The sequence below is a fragment of the Claveliimonas monacensis genome, from assembly GCF_014982975.1.
GTDB lineage: Bacteria > Bacillota > Clostridia > Lachnospirales > Lachnospiraceae > Claveliimonas > Claveliimonas monacensis.
On sequence record NZ_JADCKL010000001.1, the window covers coordinates 210,874 to 226,448 of the forward strand.

Consider the following 15,575-nt stretch of genomic DNA (forward strand, 5'->3'; position numbering starts at 1 on the left):
TTTCTTCCTCCTACACTTCAATTTCCAGCAATGTCAAAATGAGAGCCATGCGGACATAGACACCGTACTGCATCTGTTTGAAATAGGCGGCTCTCGGGTCGGAGTCCACCTCCGTGGAGATCTCGTTGACGCGGGGCAGCGGATGGAGCACGTACATGTCATCCTTGGCCAGCTTCATTTTCTTTGCGTCCAGGATGTAGAAGTCCTTCATGCGCACATAGTCTTCCTCGTTGAAGAAACGCTCTTTCTGCACGCGGGTCATGTAGAGCAGATCCAGGTTCGGGATGGCCTCCTCCAGGCGGACAACCTCCTCGTAGGGAACCTGGTTCTTCTCCAGCACATCGTGGCGGATATATCCTGGCAGTCTCAGCTCCTCTGGTGAGATGAGGACAAATTTCATGCCCGGATAGCGCACCAGGGCGTGGATCAGGGAGTGGACTGTGCGTCCGAATTTCAGGTCTCCGCACAGACCGATGGTCATATTGCCCAGATGCCCTTTAAGGGACCGGATCGTCATCAGGTCCGTCAGTGTCTGGGTGGGATGCTGATGCCCTCCGTCTCCTGCGTTAATGACCGGGATAGAAGAGTGCTGGCAGGCAACCATGGGAGCTCCCTCTTTTGGATGGCGCATGGCACAGATATCCGCGTAGCAGGAGATGGTGCGGATGGTGTCAGACACGCTCTCTCCCTTGGCGGCGGAGCTGGAGTCAGCGGAAGAAAATCCCATGATGCTGCCTCCCAGGTTCAGCATAGCTGCCTCGTGGCTTAAACGTGTTCTCGTGCTTGGCTCGTAGAACAGGGTGGCAAGCTTTTTCCCGTCGCAGGCGTGGGCATATTTCTTCGGGTCTGCCTCAATGTCCTCTGCCAGGTCCAGCAATTTATCCAGCTCTTCCACTGAAAAATCCAGCGGACTCATTAAATGTCTCATAAAAACCTCCTTCGTGTTATGTGCCCTTCTCATGGCACGGTAAAGAATTAACGGTACGTCAGAAGCTCGTCCACGCTCTTTCGCTTCGGCGCCTCGGGAGCAATGTCCGGATACCCCACTGCGATCAGTGCCCCAAGCTCACGATCAGCGGGAATGTCAAGAAGCTCTCCTATGCCGTCCTCGTCAAAAATCCCCATGATGACCGTGCCAAGGCCCGCTTCATGGGCAGCCAGACAGAAGGTCTGGCAGGCGGCTCCCACATCAAACATCTGCCAGCGGTCCCCTTTCTTTGTAGAGAAAGAGCCGTCCCTCTCAAAGCCGCTGCGCCCTTTGACAAAGGTGACAGCCAGGAGGAGCGGTGCCTGACGGATAATATGACTGTTGAATGACGGGGTGAAATCATCGGCAATTTTTGCGAGAATAGAAGAATCTTCGATAGCGATATAGCGTGTGATCTGACTGTTTTTCCAGGAAGGAGAATAGGATGCCGCCTGGATGACTGTCTCAAGAAGCTGGTGCCCCACAGGGTCCGGCTTGAATTTGCGGATACTTCTTCTGCTGAAAATGCAATCCATGGTGTTCATACTGTTCGCCTCCCTTTAGATCAATTCACCGTACCTACATCATATAATAAATGCCAAAGTTTTTCAACGTCTGACGTGGATTTTGACGTGGACTTGTATTATAATACCTTTTAGTATGTGTGCAAAAGGAGACAGAAGAAATGGCAGAATTAGAGGAACTGAGAGAACATCTGGCGCAGATCGACAGCCAGATCGCGGAATTGTACAAGAGCCGTGTGCAGGTGTGCGAAAAGATCGGCGATATCAAGATAGATGCAGGAAAGAAAGTGTTTGATAAAAAGCGGGAGAAGGATCAGCTCGCCAGGATCACCCGGAATGTGGAGGATGAGTTCCTCCGGCTGGGACTGACGGAGCTTTTTGAGCAGCTCATGTCTCAGAGCCGAAAAATGCAGTACCAGATGCTGACTAAGAAGGGAGCGCTTGGAAGGCTGCCCTTTATCGGGGTGGACAAGCTGGATTACGAGCAGTCCCGGATCGTCTTTCAGGGGACAGACGGTGCCTACTCCCAGGCAGCCATGCACGCTTATTTTGGAAAGGATATAAACAGCTTCCATGTGCAGACCTTTCGTGACGCCATGGAGGCCATAGAGGAGGGTTCTGCGGATTTTGCGGTCCTCCCTATTGAAAATTCATCAGCGGGAGTGGTGAGTGAGGTCTATGACCTGCTTGTGGAATTTGAAAATTATATCGTGGGGGAGATCATCCTCCCCATCGACCATGCTCTCGCAAGCGTGGAGGGAGCGTCCCTGGACACGATAAAGACGGTCTACTCCCATCCCCAGGCACTGATGCAGAGCTCCAAATATCTGGATGAGCAGCCGGGATGGCAGCGGATCAGCGCACCCAACACAGCGGTAGCGGCAAAAAAGGTGCTGGAGGACGGGGATATCACTCAGGCGGCCATCTGCAGTGAGCATGCGGCTCAGATATACGGACTGAAGATACTGGACCGGAAGATCAACTACAATGACAACAACTCCACCCGGTTTATCATTGTGACGAACCAGAAGATTTTCCTGAAGGACGCGAAAAAGATCAGCATCTGCTTTGAGGTGGACCACTCCAGCGGTTCTCTCTATCACCTGCTGGCCCATTTTACCTACAATAACCTGAATATGACAAAGATCGAGTCCCGTCCGGTGGAGGGAAGGACCTGGGAGTACCGTTTCTTTGTGGACTTTGAAGGAAACATGGGGGAGGGCGCCGTGAAAAATGCCATCCGGGGCCTGCGGGAAGAGTCCAAGAGCCTGAAAATACTTGGAAACTACTGATCTGAAGGGAGAAACAATATGAGAGTACACGAACTGATCATCTATAAAAATCTGGAGCAGGAACAGATCTTAAATGACATGACGTTCCTGATGGAAAACTACAATAATGAATATTACAACGAGGAGGACCTGAAAAGCCTTCTCTTTGCGTGCACAGGCAGCATACTGGAGCTCTGTGTGGACCACGGCTTTGAGGGAAATCTCTGGCACGATTACCTGACCTTTCTCCTGGCAAACGATGAGAACGCCTACAGCACTTCCTGCGAGATCGTGGGAGAGACAGGGGGAAGCATCAACAAGGTGGCCCTCCACGACTTCGCTATCTTCAAGGAGCTGTTTGACTACGACTTCTCCGCGATGGAGGCAGGGCTTGGCGTGGACTGCGTCTCCATGATCCTGGACTACACAGGATCTGGCACCCACGGCAGTGTGTTCAACGGCCGTATCCGGGACCGGATCTGCGCTCTGGCGAAAAGCCTGGGGCAGACAAAGGACGCGGAGGAGTTCAAGGCTTCCGTGACCCAGTTCTACAAGGAGTTCGGCGTAGGCAAGCTGGGCCTTCACAAGGCTTTCCGGGTGGCCCACGACGAGGAGGGCGTCCACATTGTGCCTATCACAAAGATCGCCCATGTACAGCTTGACGAGCTGGTGGGGTATGAGAGCGCCAAGAAAAAACTCATTGACAACACAGAGGCCTTTGTGAAGGGGCGCCGGGCCAACAACTGCCTTCTCTTCGGGGACGCGGGAACCGGGAAATCCTCCTCCATCAAGGCTATCCTCAATAAATACTATGACCAGGGCCTTAGGATGATCGAGGTGTACAAGCATCAGTTCCAGGACCTCAACGATGTCATCGCCCAGATCAAGAACCGGAACTATAAATTTATCATCTACATGGACGACCTTTCCTTCGAGGAGTTTGAAATCGAATACAAATACCTGAAGGCGGTCATCGAGGGCGGACTGGAGAGAAAGCCGGACAATGTGCTCATCTACGCCACCTCCAACCGCCGCCATCTGATCCGGGAGAGCTTCCGGGACAAGGAGGAGAGAGACGAAGAGCTGCACACAAACGACACGGTGCAGGAGAAACTTTCCCTTGTGGCAAGGTTCGGCGTCACCATATATTTTGGAAAACCGGCCAAGAAGGAATTCCAGGAGATCGTCCGTCAGCTGGCAAAGAGAAACGGCATAGAGATGGACGAAGAAAAGCTCCTTCTTGAAGCCAACCGCTGGGAGCTGAACCACGGCGGCATGTCCGGGCGGACAGCTCAGCAGTTTATAGACTATCTGCTGGGGATGGAAACGCAGTCCTGCTGATCTGACCACTGATCCTGTTAATATGTTGCAGATAAAGAAGTGCGGATGAACTGATGTCAGTTCGTCCGCACTTCCTCAATTCCGCTGATATCCGAGTCAATGACAAGCGAGTAGTTTGTGTGGTAGATGACAAAGCCTGGCTTTCCGCCGCCGGGCTTTTTCACATGTTTCTTTTCAATGTAGTCGATCTCGACTTTATCGTTTCCGCGGCTCTTTGAGTAGTAGGCAGCCAGCCGGCCGGCCTCCTCAAAGGTGCGGTCCGGCAGCTCATCCCCGCCGGATTTCACGATGACGTGGGAGCCGGGCACCTTCTTTGCGTGGAACCACCAGTCGTTGCCGGAGGCAAAGTGGAAGGTCAGCTCCTCGTTCTGTAGATTGTTTTTTCCTACATACATATGATAGCCGTCGCTGGAGATGTAGTGGAAGGGGCGGCTTGTGATGCGCACCTTCTGCTTTGTGCTGCGGCGGCGGATATAACCGGTCTGGGTCAGCTCCTCCTTGATCTGTACCAGGTCCTCCTCGGCCCGGGCGATGTCCAGGGCGTTGCTGATGGACTCCAGGTACTGGATGTCATCCCGGGTCTCCTGTATGAGCTGGCTCAAAGCCTCGAAGGTCCGCTTCTGTTTGTTGTATTTTGCAAAATAGCGCTGGGCATTCTCGCCGGCTGTGAGATGTTCATCCAGGGGGATGGTGACTTCCTCGTTGGTGTAGTAATTGAGAGCAGTCAGCTTTTTCGCGCCGGGCTCCAGGCCGTAGCCGTAGGTGTTGATCAGCTCCCCGTAGACTTTAAATTTATCCCGGCCCTCCGTGTCCTTAAGCTGCCTGGACTGCAGGTCGTATTTCTTTCGGTTCCTCTCCAGGGCCGTCTGGACAACGTGGCGCAGATCCGCAGACTTCTGGCGAATACGGGTCAGTGTCTCCCGGGAGGAATAGTAGGTGCGGATCACCTGGGAGATGGAAGAAAGTTCTTCCCTTCTGTAATTGGAGAAATGACTCAAGGGCAGGGCGGAAAACTCCTTCGGTTCCGTGCCGTCGTAATAGATGGCAGGAGAGAAAGAGCCAAGACGCACCTGTTCCATATAGTAGCTGAACTGCCGGTGGAGATGGATGAGCATGTCCCCGGAGAGGTCCTCCGCTGTCATCCGGGATTCCAAGGCGGCCAGATAACAGATCTCCTCCGCCACCACCGGGCTGATGCCGGTAAAGCTGGTATAGATGGCCTTTGAGATGGGGCCTCCTTTTTCCTTCAGCGCCTGGATGAAATCTTCTTGTGTCACAGTCAGCGGATCCAGCTTGTGCATGGTATCCGGTATAAAATATTCCCGCCCCGGGAGCACCTCCCGGACAGAGCTTGTCTGGGCAGATATATGTTTGATGCTGTCGATGATGCGGCCGTCGTCATCGCAGAAGATAATGTTGCTGTGTTTTCCCATCAGCTCCACCACAAGCGTCTTTTGACAAAGATCTCCCATCTCATCCAGATGCTCGATGTCAAAGCGGATGATGCGCTCCATCTTTGGCTGATGGATGCCCACGATGCGCCCGCTGCCGATGTGCTTGCGCAGCAGCATGCAAAAGCCCGGAGCCTGCATGGGGCTCGTCTTGTTTTCGTCAGTGAGATATATAAGAGGAAGAGAGGCGCTGGCGCAGATGCACAGCCGCCTCTGTCCTGCGGGAGTCTTGACTGTCAGGAGAAGCTCATCTGCCTCCGGCTGAGCGATCTTGCTGATCCGCCCGCCTTCCAGGGCCTCCTTTAATTCTTTTGTCACAGCTGCGATCGTAATTCCGTCAAAAGCCATATAGATACAATCCTTTCTATTTTAAGTGTCCACAGTGCCAAGTGTTCACAGGACCAAGTGTTCACAGTATACCACAGAAAGGGGGTTTTGCAAAGTTGACGGAGGAGGGGAAATGAATTATAATAATGCAGTATTAAAAAGCGAAAAAGAGGTTGCCAAAATGATAAAGAGTATGACAGGCTTCGGGCGGTGTGAATTTGCTGACGGAGAGCGGAAATTTACGGTGGAGATGAAGGGTGTCAACCACCGCTACCTGGATGTCAACATCCGCATGCCCAAGAAGCTGAATTTTTTTGAGACATCTATCCGCAGTCTTTTAAAGCAGTCTGTCTCCAGAGGCAAGGTGGATATTTTTATTACCTACGAGGATCTGTCTGAGGGGCAGGCAGTGCTGAAATACAATGCGTCTATGGCAAAGGAGTATATGGAAAGGCTCAGGGAGATGGAGGAACAGTTCGGTCTGGACAATGATGTCCGTGTGTCCACGCTGTCCCGGTATCCGGAGGTCCTCACTATGGAGGAGCAGGCCCTGGATGAAGAGGAGATATGGAACTGCCTGAAAAAAGCTATAGAGGGGGCCATTGCCCAGTTCGTGGAGACTCGGACCCTTGAGGGGGAGAACCTCCGCAGAGACATCATTGACAAGCTGGACGGCATGATGGAGCTGGTGGACTTTATCGAAGTCAGGTCTCCGCAGATCATTGCCGAGTACAGAGAAAAGCTGGAGGAGAAGGTGAAGGAGCTCCTTCAGGACACCCAGATAGACGACAGCCGCATCGCCGCGGAGGTAGTTGTATTTGCAGATAAGATATGCACGGACGAGGAGGTAGTGAGACTCAAAAGCCATATCAGCCATATGAAGGACGTGCTTCTCTCCGATGAGGCGGGTATAGGAAGAAAACTGGATTTTATCGCTCAGGAGATGAACAGGGAGGCAAATACCATCCTGTCCAAGGCAAACGACCTGGAAGTCTCCAACAGAGGCATTGACCTGAAGACAGAGATCGAGAAGGTCAGAGAACAGATACAGAACATAGAATAGAAAAGCGGGGACATGAACATGAGCAAGCAAAAAGGAATTCTCACCGTCCTGTCCGGTTTCTCCGGAGCAGGGAAAGGGACTGTGCTTAGAAGGCTTCTTGAGAAGTATGACAATTATGCGCTCTCCATCTCAGCAACCACAAGAGGACCCAGAGAGGGAGAGGAGAACGGCAGGGAATATTTTTTCAAAACGCGGGAAGAATTTGAAAAAATGATTGCGAAAGACGAACTGATAGAGTATGCTATGTACGTGAATAATTACTATGGCACGCCCAAAGCGTACGTGCAGGAGCAGCTCGCAGAGGGAAAAGATGTGATCCTGGAGATCGAGGTCCAGGGCGCTCTGAAGGTGAAGGAGAAATTTCCCGACACGCCTCTCATCTTTATCACGCCTCCCACCGCAGGTGAGCTGAAAAGAAGGCTGACAGACAGAGGAACAGAAAGTCCCGAAGTGGTGGAGGAGAGGATGAAGACAGCGGCAAAGGAAGCCCGCTTCATGGAGTCCTACGACTACATCATCCTCAATGAGAGAGACCGGCTGGAAGAGTGCGTGGAGGCAGTCCACGGGGTGATCCTGGCGGAGCACGAGAAGAGTACGCGCAATCAGGCATTTATTGATCATATGAAAGAAGAGTTGAAAGGAGAATAAGAATATGCTGCATCCATCATACACGGATCTGATGAAAGTAGTGAACAAAGACGTGGAGGAGGGCGAGACAAAGGTTGTCAACAGCCGTTATTCCATCGTCATGGCAACAGCAAAGAGAGCCAGACAGCTGATCGACGGCGATGTGCCTCTGGTAAAGACCAAGGACGGCGAGAAGCCCCTTTCCATCGCTATCGATGAACTGAACAGCGGCAAGATCACGATCATTGCAGAGGACTCTGAAGAATAAGCAGACGAAAATGATAAGGCAGATGCTTTTACAAGGTATCTGCCTTTCTGACTGAAAGGAGAAAAAGCTATGAATGTGCTTTTTATTTCACTGGGCTGTGATAAAAATCTGGTGGACTCAGAGGTCATGATCGGCCTGCTGGCAGACAAGGGCTACCAGATGACGGACGATGAGACCCAGGCTGATGTGATCGTCATCAACACCTGCTGTTTCATCCATGATGCCAAGGAGGAGAGCATCCAGACCATCCTGGAGATGGCAGAATACAAAAAGACAGGCACTCTGAAGGCGCTTATTGTCACCGGCTGCCTGGCCCAGAGATACCAGGAGGAGATCCTGGAGGAGATACCGGAAGTGGACGAAGTGCTGGGCACCACATCCTACGACAAGATCGTGGATGCCATACAGGAGGCACTGGAGGGAAAAAGCGGCGTCCGGATCGAGGACATCGACGCCCTGCCCCTGCCTGATACCAAGCGGCTTGTGACCACAGGCGGACATTTTGCCTACCTCAAGATCGCGGAGGGCTGCGACAAGCACTGCACCTACTGTATCATACCGAAGATCCGGGGCAACTACCGCAGCGTTCCCATGGAGCGGCTTGTGAAGGAGGCCAGGGACCTGGCGGAAGACGGCGTGAAGGAGCTGATCCTGGTGGCCCAGGAGACCACTATCTACGGGACTGACCTATACGGGGAGAAATCCCTGCACCGGCTTTTGCGGGAGCTGTGCAAAATCGATGGCATCCGGTGGATCCGGATCCTCTACTGCTACCCGGAGGAGATCGACGATCACCTCATCCAGGTCATGAAGGAGGAGCCCAAGATCTGCCACTATCTGGATCTTCCCATCCAGCATGCCAGTACAGAGATCCTGCGCAGGATGGGACGGCGTACTTCAAGGGAGGACCTGGAGGAGATCATCGGGAAGCTGAGAAGAGAGATCCCGGACATTGCCATCCGCACCACCCTCATCACTGGATTCCCCGGGGAGACAAAGGAACAGCATGAAGAGCTGATGGACTTTGTGGATCAGATGGAATTTGACCGCCTTGGCGTCTTTACCTACTCACCGGAGGAGGGGACCCCGGCAGCCCAGATGGAAGACCAGATCCCGGAGGAAGTAAAAGAAGACCGGCAGGCAGAGCTGATGGAGCTTCAGCAGGAGATCGCCTTTGACCTGGCAGAAGACATGATCGGCCGGGAAGTGCTGGTTATGATCGAGGGAAAGGTAGCCGATGAGAACGCCTACGTGGGCAGAACCTACAAGGATGCGCCGAACGTGGATGGGCTGATCTTTGTAAATACAGATGAGGAACTGATGTCCGGCGATTTTGCCAGGGTGAAAGTCACAGGGGCAGCAGAATACGATTTGATAGGAGAGTTGATGTAAGATGAATTTGCCAAACAAACTGACCGTACTGCGGGTAATCATGGTACCATTTTTTGTGTTTTTTATGCTGACGGATTTCGCCGGGGATGCCAGCAAATGGATCGCTCTTGTGATCTTCTGCGCTGCCAGTCTCACGGACATGCTGGACGGAAAGATCGCCAGAGCCAGGAACCTGGTGACAAACTTCGGAAAATTCATGGATCCTCTGGCAGATAAACTCCTTGTGTGCTCTGCCATGATCTGCCTGATCCCCTCCGGACAGCTTCCGGCCTGGGTTGTGATCGTCATCATTGCCAGGGAATTCATTATCAGCGGTTTCCGCCTTGTGGCAGCTGACAGCGGCATTGTCATCGCGGCCAGCTACTGGGGGAAATTCAAGACCGTGTCCCAGATGTTCATGGTGATCGTGCTGATCGCTGATCTGGGTGGTGTGTTTGACACCATCGGCACTGTGCTGATCTGGATCGCGCTGATCCTGACAGTGATCTCTCTGATTGATTATATTGCGAAAAACGTGGAAGTGCTGACAAAGGGAGGAATGTAGGATGACCGTTGAGCTGATATCAGTCGGTACGGAGATACTTCTTGGAAATATTGTAAATACAAACGCCGCCTATCTGGCAGAGAAGATCGCCCTTCTGGGACTTTCCTGCTACCACCAGAGCGCGGTGGGAGACAATGAGGAGCGTCTGGAGGACGCCATCCGGCTGGCCCTTTCCAGATCCGACATTGTGATCCTGAGCGGCGGCCTTGGACCCACCAAGGATGACCTGACAAAAGAGGTGACGGCAAAAGTGTTCGGGAGAGAGCTCTATGAGGATGCCCACTCCAAAGAGCGGATCCAGGCTTACTTTGACAGGAGGAGAGCCCAGGGCCGGGAGATCACGGCCAACAACTGGAAGCAGGCCCTTGTCCCGGAGGGAGCCATTGTGGTGGACAACTACAACGGCACAGCGCCGGGCATCATCCTGGAGGATAAGGAAAATGGGAAGACAGCCATTCTGCTGCCGGGACCTCCCAATGAGATCCGGCCCATGTTTGAGCGGGACATAGCGCCCTATCTGAATAAACTGCAGCCGGAGGGCATCTACTCAAAAATGGTGAAGATCTGTTCCATCGGCGAGAGCCAGGCAGAGACTATGGTGGCAGATCTGATGGATGCCCAGAGCAACCCCACTCTTGCGCCCTATGCCAAGACAGGTGAGGTGCATTTCCGGGTGACTGCCAAGGCAGCTGACGAGGAGACAGCCTGCAGGCTCATGGAGCCCATGCTTCAGGAGCTTAAGAAGCGGTTTGGGGATTACATCTATACTATGGACGAGGAAGTGACTCTGGAAGAGGCAGTTGTGGACATGCTTCGGGAGAGACAGATGACAGTTACTACGGCCGAGTCCTGCACAGGGGGACTGCTGGCCGGAAGGATCATGAATGTCCCCGGCGCTTCCAGCGTTTACAGGGAGGGGTATATCACCTACTCTAATGAAGCAAAAGAAAAGCTCCTCGGCGTAGAGCACCAGACGCTGGAGACCGTTGGGGCGGTGAGCCCGGAGACGGCGGAACAGATGGCCAGGGGCGCAGCACGCCAGGCAGGGGCGGACGCGGCCCTGGCTGTCACCGGCATTGCAGGGCCGGACGGAGGAACGCCGGAGAAGCCGGTGGGTCTTGTGTACATTGGGTGCTGTGTGCAGGGAAGGATCCGGGTGGAAGAATTCCACTTTACCGGAAACCGCAGCAAGAACCGCGACTACGCTGTCGTCAGGGCACTGACCCTGCTGCGGGAAGAGCTTCTCCGGGATCAGACACAGGCAGAGATACGATAGAAGAAGGAGGAAGATCCTATGATCATACGCAGACTGGAAGGACAGGAGGTACTGGATGCGCTCCATCTTGTGTGGGAAGTGTTTGCACAGGATGTGGCGCCTCTGTATACAGCAGAGGGTGTGGCTTCTTTTCAGGATTTCATCAGATATCCAAACATAGAGAAAAAGATGCAGGCAGAAGGGCTGGCTCTGTTCGGCGCCTTTGAGGGGCCACAGATGCTGGGAGCAGGGGGAATTCTGCCCACAGGACATATCGCCCTTCTCTTTGTGAGGCGGGAATACCAGCACAGAGGGATTGGGAAAGCCCTTTTGATGGAGATGTGTTCTTTCGCAGTCCAGGTGTACGGCGTGCAGAAATTTACTGTCAACGCCTCTCCGGGAGCGGTGGATGCCTACCGGCACATGGGGATGCATGACACGGCGCCGGAGCAGAATGCAGGCGGGATGCGCTTTATTCCTATGGAGATGTGGGCTGCATCTGTCCCTATCAGGAAGAAGAGGGGAAAAGGCATGTATATCGCCGGTGCGGTGGGAGCTCTGTGTCTTGTGCTGACCTTTGTGGTAGGCGCTGCCATTACCAGGGAACTGGACTACGCAGCCGAGAACGGCGTGGACGGATACCTGGAGGACGGCGGCCAGTGGGGAGAGGACGGCTCTTCTATCGAGGACTGGTATGATGAATTTTACGGGGATTATGGGCAGGATGACAGCGAACCTCAGGAAGAGTCAGGCATAGACGCCATTCCGGAGTATGTGGATGAGGACTGCGGTTATGAGGTGACAGAGGACAATTATACCTACACGGCGGATAACACCAGCAGTACGACGATCCAGTTCGAGGTCTATTATCCCCAGGTGGACGGCCTGGATGCAGCTGTGCAGGAGAGCGTGAACGCTGCGCTTCAGGACTGCGCCCTGGCTTCTGTGGACAAGCTTTACCTGGACCCTTCCGATGAGATGAAGGAGAAGGTGCTGGGGGAGGAGTACCCGGTGCTGGCCAGCTTTGTGGAATATAAAGTGACCTATCAGAGTCAGTCCCTCTTAAGTGTTGTGTTCCAGGATTACAGCTACGAGGGAAGCGAGAGTGATTATCACGTGGCTCTGCGCTGTGTCAATATCAACCTGCAGGACGGGACTCTCTACGAGGTGAAAGATATTGTCAGCCTGGACGACCATTTTGTCTCTGCGTGGGCAGAAGGCATGCGGGACGAGGCAGATGACGATACGCTTCTGTCCGAATTGAACACAGAAGACATGAAGGCTGTCCTGGGCGGAGATACGAAAGACGGCGTCTACGAGCCGGAATTTTTCGTGGATGCAGAAGGCCTGGAGATCGGCCTGTCCTTCCGCTATCCGGCGGACAGCCAGGATGACAGAGGCTATGCCTGGGTGACAGCCCCCTTTGAATTTGATGAGATAGCAGCCTTTGCCTCAGACAGCAGTTTCTGGACACTGGTCCGGTAGAATAGAGTTTCTGAAAATATAGGAGAAGATTTGTAAATGAAAGCATTGGTTATCGCAGAAAAGCCGTCGGTGGCAAGAGATATCGCCAGAGTGTTAAAGTGCGGGAAAAATATTTCCGGAGCCATTGAGGGCGGACAGTACATCGTCACCTGGGGGCTTGGGCATCTTGTAACCCTGGCAGACCCGGAGGACTATGATCCCAAGTACAAGGCCTGGAAGCTGGATGATCTTCCCCTGATGCCCAAGGAATTTAAGCTGGAAGTGATTCGCCAGAGCCAGAAACAGTATCAGGCCGTCAAAGCCCAGATCCACAGGAAGGATGTGGGGGAGATCATCATCGCCACAGACGCTGGCCGGGAGGGCGAGCTGGTAGCCAGGCTGATCCTTGCCAAGGCGGGCAGCAAAAAGCCCATCAAGAGACTCTGGATCTCCTCCGTCACAGACAAGGCTATCCGGGAGGGATTTGCCCATCTGCGCAGCGGCCATGACTATGACCCGCTCTACGACGCTGCTCTGTGCCGTGCGGAGGCGGACTGGCTTGTGGGGATCAACGCCACACGGGCGCTGACCTGCAAGTATAACGCCCAGCTCTCCTGCGGCAGGGTCCAGACCCCCACCCTGGCCATTGTGGCAAAAAGAGAGGAGCAGATCCGCAGCTTTGTCCCCCAGACATACTATGGCATGCGGGCGGCCGCAAAGGGACTCACTCTTGTGTGGAAAGATGGGAAGTCGGGGAGCACAAGAACCTTTGACAGAGGAAAGATCCAGAACCTGAAAAAGGAACTGGAAGGGGAGGAGGCAGTGATCCGGGAAGTGAAAGCGTCCAGGAAAAAGACATACGCGCCTCTTCTCTATGATCTGACAGAACTCCAGAAGGACGCCTACAAAAAGTTTGGCTTCTCCCCCAAGGAGACACTGAACATCATGCAGCGGCTCTATGAGAACCACAAGGTGCTGACCTATCCCAGGACAGACTCCCGGTATATCAGCAGCGATATTGTGCCTACTATAAAAGACAGGCTCGGCGCCTGCGCTGTAGGTCCCTACCGGAAGCTGGCCGCAAAGGTGATGCGTGTCCAGGTGAGTCCAAAGGCCTCCTTTGTGAATGATAAAAAGGTGTCCGACCACCACGCTATTATTCCCACAGAGCAGTATGTGGAGCTGACCCACATGACAAACGAAGAGAGAAAGATCTACGATCTGGTGGTAAGAAGATTCCTGGCTGTCCTCTATCCCCCGGCAGAGTATGAGGAGATCCAGCTTGCTGCCTCTGTCGGGAGAGAAGATTTCACTGCCAAAGGAAAACATATGCTGAAAGAAGGATGGCGGGAAGTCTATGACTCTGACCAGGAGGAAGAGGAAGATGACGAGGAGGATGTAAGAAGCCAGGCGCTTCCGAAGCTGGAGAAGGGAAGCCGGATCAGCGGCCTTCACCTTACTGTCACCGAGGGCCGGACAAAGCCCCCTGCCAGATTTAATGAGGGAACTCTCCTTGCGGCGATGGAGAACCCGGCAGCCTACATGGAAAGCCATGACAAAAAGGCGGCAAAGACGCTGGGAGAGACCGGCGGCCTGGGGACTGTGGCTACAAGGGCGGACATCATGGACAAGCTGTTCGGCAGTTTCCTCCTTGAGAAGCGGGGAAATGAGATCTATCTCACCTCCAAGGCAAAACAGCTTTTAGAGCTGGTTCCTGCGGACCTGAAAAAGCCGGAGCTCACAGCTGACTGGGAGATGAAGCTCTCCCGGATCGCGGAGGGAAAGCTGAAGCGGACTGCCTTTATGCACGATATCCGGGATTACGCCGGGGCAGTCACAGAGGAGATCCGCACCGGCACAGGAACCTTCCGCCACGACAATCTGACCAACACCAAATGCCCGGTCTGCGGAAAGCGGATGCTGAAGGTGAAGGGAAAGAACGCGGAGATGCTGGTGTGTCAGGACAGAGAGTGCGGCCACCGGGAGACCATTGCCCGCACCTCCAACGCACGGTGTCCAAACTGCCACAAGAAGATGATGCTCAAAGGGCAGGGAGACGGGCAGGTCTTTGTCTGCTCCTGCGGATACAAGGAGAAGCTGTCCGCCTTCAAAGAGCGCAGAAAGAAAGAGGGGGCAGGCGTCAGCAAGCGGGATGTCCGAAAATATCTGGACAGGCAGAAGGACGAACCTGTCAACACGGCATTTGCGGATGCCCTCGCAGGCATAAAGCTGGACCAGTAGAAAAATTGCTGAAACCAGATTGACGAATGTCGAAAATTATGAGAGAATAATTTTAGGTATGGGTTAAATATATAACGACCCTGCAAATAATCCGTACATGCAGCCAAGGGCATGTACGCATATCGAAAGGAGTTTTAAAATGATTTATTCACATGAAGTAGAAATGATGTGTCCGGTAGCTCAGGGTGCAAATCACGGACCGGCTCCGATCCCGGAAGAAGCAAAATGGGTACAGGCTAAAGAGATCAAAGACATCTCCGGATTTACACACGGTGTGGGCTGGTGTGCGCCTCAGCAGGGAGCATGCAAGCTGACACTGAATGTAAAAGACGGTATCATCCAGGAGGCTCTTGTTGAGACACTGGGATGTTCCGGAATGACTCACTCCGCAGCTATGGCTTCCGAGATCCTGCCTGGAAAGACAATTCTTGAGGCACTGAACACAGACCTTGTCTGTGACGCTATCAACACAGCCATGAGAGAGCTCTTCCTCCAGATCGTTTACGGAAGAACACAGAGTGCGTTCTCTGAGAACGGCCTTGCTATCGGAGCAGGACTGGAAGACCTCGGAAAAGGACTCCGTTCACAGGTTGGAACTATGTATGGTACATTAGCCAAAGGTCCCCGTTACCTTGAGATGGCAGAGGGATATGTAACAGGTATCGCTCTTGACGAGAACGATGAGATCATCGGATACCAGTTCGTAAACCTTGGAAAACTGACAGACTTTATCAAAAACGGCGATACACCGAACGATGCCTGGGAGAAGGCAAAAGGCCAGTACGGACGTGTGGATGACGCTGTGAAGATCATCGATCCGCGCAAAGAGTAATAGCAGGT

At 53.4% G+C, this 15,575-nt stretch carries 14 protein-coding genes; 11 read left to right on the plus strand and 3 right to left on the minus strand.

Annotated features, from left to right (window positions below):
- Positions 1–10 precede the first annotated feature (10 nt).
- Positions 11–928 (minus strand): aspartate carbamoyltransferase, encoded by a 918-nt coding sequence (gene pyrB / locus INF30_RS00995; RefSeq protein WP_226393950.1) that lies wholly within the window; start codon positions 926–928, stop codon positions 11–13.
- Between the two features lie 47 nt (positions 929–975).
- Positions 976–1,512 (minus strand): nitroreductase family protein, encoded by a 537-nt coding sequence (locus INF30_RS01000; protein WP_087172938.1) that lies wholly within the window; start codon positions 1,510–1,512, stop codon positions 976–978.
- Positions 1,513–1,652: 140 nt separating this feature from the next.
- Here INF30_RS01000 and pheA point away from each other — a divergent pair, with 140 nt between their 5' ends.
- Together pheA and INF30_RS01010 are read left to right on the plus strand one after the other, a co-directional pair.
- The gene (pheA, locus tag INF30_RS01005; RefSeq protein WP_226393951.1) at positions 1,653–2,783 is read left to right on the plus strand and encodes a prephenate dehydratase; all 1,131 of its coding nucleotides are present in this window, start codon (positions 1,653–1,655) and stop codon (positions 2,781–2,783) included.
- 18 nt (positions 2,784–2,801) lie between these two features.
- Positions 2,802–4,103, plus strand: coding sequence for an ATP-binding protein (locus INF30_RS01010; RefSeq protein ID WP_226393952.1), 1,302 nt, complete (start codon positions 2,802–2,804; stop codon positions 4,101–4,103).
- 56 nt (positions 4,104–4,159) lie between these two features.
- Here INF30_RS01010 and INF30_RS01015 read toward each other — a convergent pair whose 3' ends face one another.
- Positions 4,160–5,902 carry an Rqc2 family fibronectin-binding protein gene (locus INF30_RS01015; RefSeq protein ID WP_076777544.1) on the minus strand — a complete coding sequence of 581 codons (1,743 nt, stop codon included), beginning with the start codon at positions 5,900–5,902 and terminating at the stop codon, positions 4,160–4,162.
- 160 nt (positions 5,903–6,062) lie between these two features.
- Here INF30_RS01015 and INF30_RS01020 point away from each other — a divergent pair, with 160 nt between their 5' ends.
- From INF30_RS01020 to INF30_RS01060, 9 genes are all read left to right on the plus strand, one after another.
- On the plus strand, positions 6,063–6,944 hold the full coding sequence (locus INF30_RS01020; protein WP_226393953.1) for a YicC/YloC family endoribonuclease: 882 nt from the start codon (positions 6,063–6,065) through the stop codon (positions 6,942–6,944).
- An 18-nt stretch (positions 6,945–6,962) separates the two neighbouring features.
- On the plus strand, positions 6,963–7,592 hold the full coding sequence (gene gmk / locus INF30_RS01025; RefSeq protein WP_076780865.1) for a guanylate kinase: 630 nt from the start codon (positions 6,963–6,965) through the stop codon (positions 7,590–7,592).
- 4 nt (positions 7,593–7,596) lie between these two features.
- Positions 7,597–7,839 carry a DNA-directed RNA polymerase subunit omega gene (gene rpoZ, locus INF30_RS01030; RefSeq protein WP_033125466.1) on the plus strand — a complete coding sequence of 81 codons (243 nt, stop codon included), beginning with the start codon at positions 7,597–7,599 and terminating at the stop codon, positions 7,837–7,839.
- Positions 7,840–7,908: 69 nt separating this feature from the next.
- Positions 7,909–9,231, plus strand: coding sequence for a 30S ribosomal protein S12 methylthiotransferase RimO (rimO, locus tag INF30_RS01035; RefSeq protein ID WP_226393954.1), 1,323 nt, complete (start codon positions 7,909–7,911; stop codon positions 9,229–9,231).
- Position 9,232: 1 nt separating this feature from the next.
- Positions 9,233–9,775 carry a CDP-diacylglycerol--glycerol-3-phosphate 3-phosphatidyltransferase gene (pgsA, locus tag INF30_RS01040; protein ID WP_226393955.1) on the plus strand — a complete coding sequence of 181 codons (543 nt, stop codon included), beginning with the start codon at positions 9,233–9,235 and terminating at the stop codon, positions 9,773–9,775.
- 1 nt (position 9,776) lies between these two features.
- Entirely contained in the window at positions 9,777–11,051 is a 1,275-nt protein-coding gene (locus INF30_RS01045; protein WP_226393956.1) for a competence/damage-inducible protein A, read from the plus strand.
- Between the two features lie 18 nt (positions 11,052–11,069).
- Positions 11,070–12,515, plus strand: coding sequence for a GNAT family N-acetyltransferase (locus INF30_RS01050; RefSeq protein WP_226393957.1), 1,446 nt, complete (start codon positions 11,070–11,072; stop codon positions 12,513–12,515).
- A gap of 36 nt (positions 12,516–12,551) precedes the next feature.
- The gene (locus tag INF30_RS01055) at positions 12,552–14,735 is read left to right on the plus strand and encodes a DNA topoisomerase III (protein ID WP_226393958.1); all 2,184 of its coding nucleotides are present in this window, start codon (positions 12,552–12,554) and stop codon (positions 14,733–14,735) included.
- Positions 14,736–14,874: 139 nt separating this feature from the next.
- Positions 14,875–15,567: an iron-sulfur cluster assembly scaffold protein gene (locus tag INF30_RS01060; protein WP_033125472.1), complete on the plus strand. Its 693-nt coding sequence runs from the start codon at positions 14,875–14,877 to the stop codon at positions 15,565–15,567.
- The last annotated feature ends 8 nt before the right edge of the window (positions 15,568–15,575 follow it).

Coding starts and splice junctions, on each gene's coding strand:
- INF30_RS01055 (WP_226393958.1), top strand. CDS start 12,552: ATGAAAGCATTGGTTATCGCAGAAAAGCCGTCGGTGGCAAGAGATATC.
- INF30_RS01010 (WP_226393952.1), top strand. CDS start 2,802: ATGAGAGTACACGAACTGATCATCTATAAAAATCTGGAGCAGGAACAG.
- rimO (WP_226393954.1), top strand. CDS start 7,909: ATGAATGTGCTTTTTATTTCACTGGGCTGTGATAAAAATCTGGTGGAC.
- pyrB (WP_226393950.1), bottom strand. CDS start 928: ATGAGACATTTAATGAGTCCGCTGGATTTTTCAGTGGAAGAGCTGGAT.
- INF30_RS01045 (WP_226393956.1), top strand. CDS start 9,777: ATGACCGTTGAGCTGATATCAGTCGGTACGGAGATACTTCTTGGAAAT.
- gmk (WP_076780865.1), top strand. CDS start 6,963: ATGAGCAAGCAAAAAGGAATTCTCACCGTCCTGTCCGGTTTCTCCGGA.
- pheA (WP_226393951.1), top strand. CDS start 1,653: ATGGCAGAATTAGAGGAACTGAGAGAACATCTGGCGCAGATCGACAGC.
- rpoZ (WP_033125466.1), top strand. CDS start 7,597: ATGCTGCATCCATCATACACGGATCTGATGAAAGTAGTGAACAAAGAC.
- INF30_RS01020 (WP_226393953.1), top strand. CDS start 6,063: ATGATAAAGAGTATGACAGGCTTCGGGCGGTGTGAATTTGCTGACGGA.
- INF30_RS01000 (WP_087172938.1), bottom strand. CDS start 1,512: ATGAACACCATGGATTGCATTTTCAGCAGAAGAAGTATCCGCAAATTC.
- INF30_RS01050 (WP_226393957.1), top strand. CDS start 11,070: ATGATCATACGCAGACTGGAAGGACAGGAGGTACTGGATGCGCTCCAT.
- INF30_RS01015 (WP_076777544.1), bottom strand. CDS start 5,902: ATGGCTTTTGACGGAATTACGATCGCAGCTGTGACAAAAGAATTAAAG.
- INF30_RS01060 (WP_033125472.1), top strand. CDS start 14,875: ATGATTTATTCACATGAAGTAGAAATGATGTGTCCGGTAGCTCAGGGT.
- pgsA (WP_226393955.1), top strand. CDS start 9,233: ATGAATTTGCCAAACAAACTGACCGTACTGCGGGTAATCATGGTACCA.